The 5,820-nt window shown below is 37.2% G+C and carries 6 protein-coding genes; 5 read left to right on the forward strand and 1 reads right to left on the reverse strand.

All coding sequences use genetic code 11. From position 1 onward, the window contains the following. The 5 genes from M1R56_RS09600 to M1R56_RS09620 all read left to right on the forward strand — a co-directional run. Positions 1-1,611, forward strand: a 1,611-nt coding sequence (locus tag M1R56_RS09600) for a DUF2971 domain-containing protein (protein ID WP_348982775.1), incomplete at its 5' end; no start/stop codon positions are given. Between the two features lie 161 nt (positions 1,612-1,772). Then, a complete protein-coding gene (locus M1R56_RS09605; protein WP_000273853.1) occupies positions 1,773-2,099 on the forward strand; it encodes a PadR family transcriptional regulator in 327 nt (108 codons plus the stop codon). Beyond that, positions 2,086-2,679 (forward strand): DUF1700 domain-containing protein, encoded by a 594-nt coding sequence (locus tag M1R56_RS09610; RefSeq protein ID WP_248035997.1) that lies wholly within the window; start codon positions 2,086-2,088, stop codon positions 2,677-2,679. The genes M1R56_RS09605 and M1R56_RS09610 overlap by 14 nt, the downstream gene beginning before the upstream one ends. Beyond that, on the forward strand, positions 2,672-3,619 hold the full coding sequence (locus tag M1R56_RS09615; protein ID WP_248035998.1) for a DUF4097 family beta strand repeat-containing protein: 948 nt from the start codon (positions 2,672-2,674) through the stop codon (positions 3,617-3,619). The genes M1R56_RS09610 and M1R56_RS09615 overlap by 8 nt, the downstream gene beginning before the upstream one ends. Positions 3,620-3,649: 30 nt before the next feature. Beyond that, positions 3,650-4,612 carry a DUF6574 domain-containing protein gene (locus M1R56_RS09620; protein ID WP_248035999.1) on the forward strand — a complete coding sequence of 321 codons (963 nt, stop codon included), beginning with the start codon at positions 3,650-3,652 and terminating at the stop codon, positions 4,610-4,612. A 156-nt stretch (positions 4,613-4,768) separates the two neighbouring features. On the opposite strand, the gene M1R56_RS09625 is transcribed toward M1R56_RS09620, so the two are convergent. Beyond that, a complete protein-coding gene (locus M1R56_RS09625; RefSeq protein WP_248036000.1) occupies positions 4,769-5,626 on the reverse strand; it encodes a DUF4299 family protein in 858 nt (285 codons plus the stop codon). Between the last annotated feature and the right edge of the window lie 194 nt (positions 5,627-5,820).

Below are 5,820 nucleotides of genomic sequence, written 5' to 3' on the forward strand. Positions count from 1 at the left end.
ACTGCTAATTCTGTCAAAGAAATTTTTGATCGCTTCAAACAGTCTGAAGACATTGCTTTACAATATGCTATGGCTCTAGCTAATTTTTCAAATCTGCAAGATGATATCGAGGATATAGTTAATAAACTATTAGATATCTTAAAAAATGTTTCTAGCGTTGAGATATTTAATATTCTAGTGGATATGTTACAAAACAATCATGATATAGAATTTGATACAGATAAGATTCCAACTACTAGTCTCACAAAAGTTTTAGATAAGCTGTGTTTAAATTCTAATATTGATACGGACAGAGAATTACTAATTCGTGCTTTAAACCTTAAACTTACTTCAGGCCGTAGACTAGTTGTAAATACCAAATACGATATTTTAAATGATTGGATTGAATACTATAAAGATGTTGAAGATAAAGATAAACTCAATCAACTAATAGATATCTATAGGATCGTTCAAGAAATCAAATTTAAACTTGGTTTGAAAGAAGATAATAAGAAGCTTCAATTTGGTCATTACACTAAAGGGGCTACTCTACAAGTTATATTAAAACAAGAGGAAAACGAAGAGAAGGAAGAGAAGGAAGAGAAGAAAGAGAAGAAAGAGAAGGAAGAGAAGGAAGAGAAGGAAGAGAAGAAAGAGAAGGAAGAGAAGGAAGAGAAGAAAGAGAAGAAAGAGAAGGAAGAGAAGAAACATATTTTTTCCGTTTCTGGAAAAACTCGCTTGTACAATGCTAGTTATATGAACGATCCCGAAGAAGGGTTGGTTATCGAAAAAGTGTTGAAATCTAATAAAGAAGGAAAAATTTCATCCTACTTTGAGAAACGAGATATTTTAGATCCTAGCTCATGGTTTTTAATGAGTTTTACCAGTAAGACCGATGACTTGGCCATGTGGTCCCAGTACGGTGATGACGCTCAAGGTGTTTGTCTTGTACTTAAGGAAGATGATTTTTCAAGATTCACTTCTTTCAATGATGTGTCATGGCGTAAAGAAACTCTACTACTAGAATCTGAAAATAAGAGTGAAGTTGCAATATCTGAATTAAGTAGTGATTTCAAAAGTTCTCCGAATAAATTAGAGAATAATGATTCAAGTAATTCTATCAATAGAGATGAAACCCAACTAAAATCTGAGAAAAAAGACAATGTTTCTAAAGGAAACATTGATTATCTATATAGAATAGCCTATATAGGTAAAGATTTTAAACTCGAGAAATCCGAACTCTTCGATGATGATGAGATAAACAAATTAGATGAATCTGTAAATCATTTAAAACAAAAATTGGAAGAAAATTTGGATGAGAGTGATCCCTTTTATAAAAATGCTATCTCTAAATGTATCGAAGAAATTCGTTACTTATTTAAATCTGTAGATTACAAATATGAAAACGAACTTCGTATCTTACGCTATGCTAATCTAGACCCAAGTAACGATAAAATAAAAATTGATAAAGAATCTGGAATTGGTAAACTTTATGTAGAACGGGAAAACCCAATTCAAATTGAGAAGGTAATTTTTGGTCCTAAGTTTCCAAACCCTGAATATGTAACACCTTTACTAAAACTATTGGATAATGATATCAAATATAAAAAATCTACAATAAAATTCAGATAATATTCTCACAAATATCCTCTAATCTTCTAGTTTTCACTAGAAGATTTTTTATATATAAAAATTTTACACATATTGCTTGACAAGGCTTACATTTAGATGTATGATGTATGTGTAGAATAATTATATATAAAATTTTTACATACTAAAAAAGGAGGTGCCCCATGTATTTTCCAACATCATCGGCCTTGATTGAATTTCTCATCTTGGCCATCCTAGAACAAGGGGATTCCTATGGTTATGAGATTAGTCAAACCATTAAACTCATTGCCAAAATCAAGGAATCTACCCTCTACCCCATCTTGAAAAAACTGGATACCAACCGCTATCTGACTACATACTCTCGCGAATACCAAGGTCGGATGCGCAAGTACTACTCCTTGACAGAAATCGGAGAGGAGCAACTCTTTGTCCTTCGAGAAGAATGGACACTCTACACTGACACTATCAATGGCATCATAGAAGGGAGCATTCGCCATGACAAGAACTGAATATTTGAATCAGCTTGAAGCCTATCTGATGAAGCTTCCTCAATCTGATCGCATTGAAGCCATGGATTACTTCAAAGAACTCTTTGATGATGCGGGTCCAGAAGGTGAGGAGGAGCTTATCGCTAGCCTGGGAAGTCCAAAAGAAGCTGCCCATGATGTCCTGACTACACTTCTTGATAAGAAAATCAACGAAGAAAATTCCAGCAAAAACGACCGTTATATTTTACGCATTGCTCTACTAGCCCTTCTTGCAGCTCCTATCGGAATTCCGGTCGGAATTGCTCTTCTCATGGCTATCATCGGCATTTTTATCGCTGCGGTTAGTGTACTTTTAGCCTTCTTTGCTGTATCAGTAGCTGGACTAATCCTAGGAGGCGTTCTCCTATTTGAAAGCTTCTACGTTCTGGCTGAATCTACATCTGCTTTTGTGCTGATTTTTGGAGGAGGTTTATTAGCGATTGGAGCTTCATCTCTAGTCTTACTAGCGACTTCCTATGTAGCACGTTTCTTTGGATTACTAGTCCTTCGACTTATCCAATGGATTCTTAATAGAGGAAAGAGAGGTGAAAGACATGCGTAAATGGACAAAAGGATTTCTTATCTTTGGTGTTGTTACCAGTATCATCGGTTTTTCAATGATGATCATCGGCATCCAAACAGACGGTGTCAGAAGCCTCCTTGCAATGTCACAAAAACCAGTATTTGAAAGTCGAATGGAAGAGCTCGTTTTTGACCAAGATATTGAAAATCTAAACATCTCACTGACAGAACATTCGCTCGTCATTAGAGAATCTAGCGATAACAAGATTCACATCCAGTATCACCCAACAATTTCTGAAAAAGAAAACCTCCAGCATTCTGTCAAGGACAAAACTCTTGAAATTTCTGACACCAAGTCAACTACACGTCCTTCTCTAGGTTCTAGTATCGAGGGTATTCTCTTTATCGTAAGCGGAGTCTCTAGCCGCAATGACGAGGTCGTTCTATCGCTGCCAAAAGGAAGAGAATTAAAAGATCTAACCGCCCAGATCGACCACGGTGTCCTTTCGATTGCCGATGTAAAACTCAGCAATGCCAAGATTCAGTCAAATGGCTTTCTTCTTCGTATCACTAATAGCGAAATAAAAAATAGCCAACTGACCACAACTGGAATTGTCAATGTATTTGAAACCAGTCTAACAGATAGTCGTATCCAAGCTGAACATGAACATATCTCTGCAGACGATATCCAAGTGCACGGTAAGGTAGAGCTAGAGGCAGAAAAAGATATGGTCATCAAGCTAACTAAAAAAGAACTTGAGAGAATTAATGTAGAACTTTCTTCTGACCATGGTTCCATCTATCATCGTAGTCGGGAAGGATATAATCCAAACGAGGAAAACCAGGAAGATGAAGAGTTCTCTAATCCTTACAAATCAGAGAAAAAAGATACACAAGATTTACTTGTCGCAAAAGCTGGTCAAGACATCAATCTACCAAAAGAGAATGTTCGCTCGCCTTCTTATAGACATCATGAATAAAAAGTTACTAATCAAAAAGGAGGTCCCATCATGACTCAAGAATGGTTTGAAAGTGCTGATTTCGAAAAAACAGCCAACAATGATAAAAAAGATAGCCCATCCGACTTAGTTCTCCTTGAAGAAGATTCAGAGACAAGAGAAGAGTCGCCAATAGTTGAGGAAAATCCTCAAGTTATTCCAGAAGATAAAGATGCTGATTTAGAAAAAGTAGAGACTGAAGAGCTCGCTGAAAAATCAGAAAAGATAGATAAGTCAGAAGAACCTGTTAAAGAAGTTTCTCAGACAAGCAAACCTTTAATCAGCAAATCTTTGGAAAGCCCATTTTTACCAGATCCTACACCTACAAAAACTGCAATCTTCAAAGAAGAATTGGCTGATTTTTGGAATTGGCTACTAGGTGCTCTGAAAGAGCCGACAGCTCGTTTTGATACAGATAAAAAACATAGTTATAATGCCTTTGCTCTCCTAACTATCTTTTCTACTACGAGTTTCCTCTTTACTGTTTACCATGCCAAACATAGCTACTACGGCCGCATGGCAAGTATCGATGCCAACTTCGTGGAACAATTCCCATCTCTCAATCTCTTTTCTATCTTCTCTATCTTAGTAGCGACAAGCCTCTTCTTCTTTTCAATCCTCATGGGTGGATTCGTAGTCAAACGCTTTGTCGATCAGGACAGCGATTGGACACTGGAAAGAGCCTTTCAAGAGTATGGCAGAATCTTCGCCCTTCCTATCCTACTGACAGGCGTCGCTAGCTTCTTTGCCTTCTTTAATGGCTTACGCTTTGCTGCTCTTCTCTGTCTCATTAGTATTGGTATGGTTCTACTTGGCAATCTCTATATCATTTCAAGACCTAGCAAAGATAGCTCAACTGATCCCTTCTATCGCCTGCTCTTGGCTGTCCTCGTCAACGGAAGCGTCCTATTTCTCTTCTTCCTAGCAGAAATGGCACTGGTTTTTGAATATTTACGAATCCTAGCTTTTATGTAAGATAAAGGTAGCGAGATAGAAAGATATTAGCTTTAGAGGATCATTACTATAAAATTTTAAAAACAAAAAAAGCGAACAAGACAGAATTCTGATAATCAGAAAACTAATCTTGTTCGCTTTTTAACTTTATAGAAACTTTTGTCACAGATTCCTTATTTATCTATTTGCTAAAGCTTCAAAATCCTCTCCTGAAACTGGTCCTACCTCTACTTGGTTGGCATCCAAATCCTGACAAAGTTCCTTTGGAAGAACTTCTAAAAAGGCTTGGTAATCCAGTCTAGCTACAGCTTCATAGTCTTCAGGCTTAGAACCATCTCCAGAGATTTTTACCAGGTCAATCTCCCAGACAAGCTCTTTTCCTACCAACTGCTCAACATAAGGCACAGGAACAACAGGACCTTTTGGCAAAATAGTCTTAACCCCCTGAGCCAAGTGATAGATGCCGTGGATCTTACCCTCACCATCTGGATAAAATTTCGCACTTGCAGGGTAGGCATCTGACTCTTGAACCTTTTTGACTAATGCTTCAAAACGTGCCAGTCCATCTTCTTCTAGGAAACTTTCTAAATCCTTCTTATCAAAGTAAATAGTTGATAGAATTCCTTGGCAAAAGGCCAAACGAGCAGCCTTATCAGCTAGATAGTTCTTAACCGTTTCTTGGAGATAGTTTTCCAAATCAAAGTCTGCCAAGCCTTCAACCGCTTCACCAACCTTGCTAGACAAAGCCCGCAAGAGCCCTTCTACAATCTCCCAGTCAGCTCTTGTAATCAGGTCAGGAATGATCACTTGATAGCCTTTTTGAGCATCTGCATAACGAACTTTAAAGAGAAATTGAGACTTGCCTACGATTCCACACTCGATATACTCAAGGCGATTGAGGGGTTGACGGAGGTAGACAGCATCATAACTATGTGACTCTAAGCCATCTACCAAGGCCAAGACTGACTTAGCTGTAAGAATCTCCTGTTGTCCTAAAATACTTTGTTTATTGGGAATAAAAAATGTTTTCACCATAAATGGTCTCCTTTGAAATCGTTTACATATAGTATACACCATTTTCCTGAAAGATGCAGAAACAAATTTAAGATTTTTTAGTCAAAAGCATAGAAAAACAGCCCTTTAGGACTGTTACAGAACGAAGACAAACGTCATTTTTGGTGTTTGTCTTTTTCTGTTTTCAAAAATATTTTGTCTCATCATCTGATATT

Origin of the sequence: Streptococcus sp. oral taxon 431 (genome assembly GCF_023115445.1) — a bacterium.
Taxonomy (GTDB): domain Bacteria; phylum Bacillota; class Bacilli; order Lactobacillales; family Streptococcaceae; genus Streptococcus.

Bases quoted from the DNA above. Each gene is read 5' to 3' on its own strand.
- M1R56_RS09605 (WP_000273853.1), top strand. From the start codon at position 1,773: ATGTATTTTCCAACATCATCGGCCTTGATTGAATTTCTCATCTTGGCC.
- M1R56_RS09610 (WP_248035997.1), top strand. From the start codon at position 2,086: ATGACAAGAACTGAATATTTGAATCAGCTTGAAGCCTATCTGATGAAG.
- M1R56_RS09615 (WP_248035998.1), top strand. From the start codon at position 2,672: ATGCGTAAATGGACAAAAGGATTTCTTATCTTTGGTGTTGTTACCAGT.
- M1R56_RS09620 (WP_248035999.1), top strand. From the start codon at position 3,650: ATGACTCAAGAATGGTTTGAAAGTGCTGATTTCGAAAAAACAGCCAAC.
- M1R56_RS09625 (WP_248036000.1), bottom strand. From the start codon at position 5,626: ATGGTGAAAACATTTTTTATTCCCAATAAACAAAGTATTTTAGGACAA.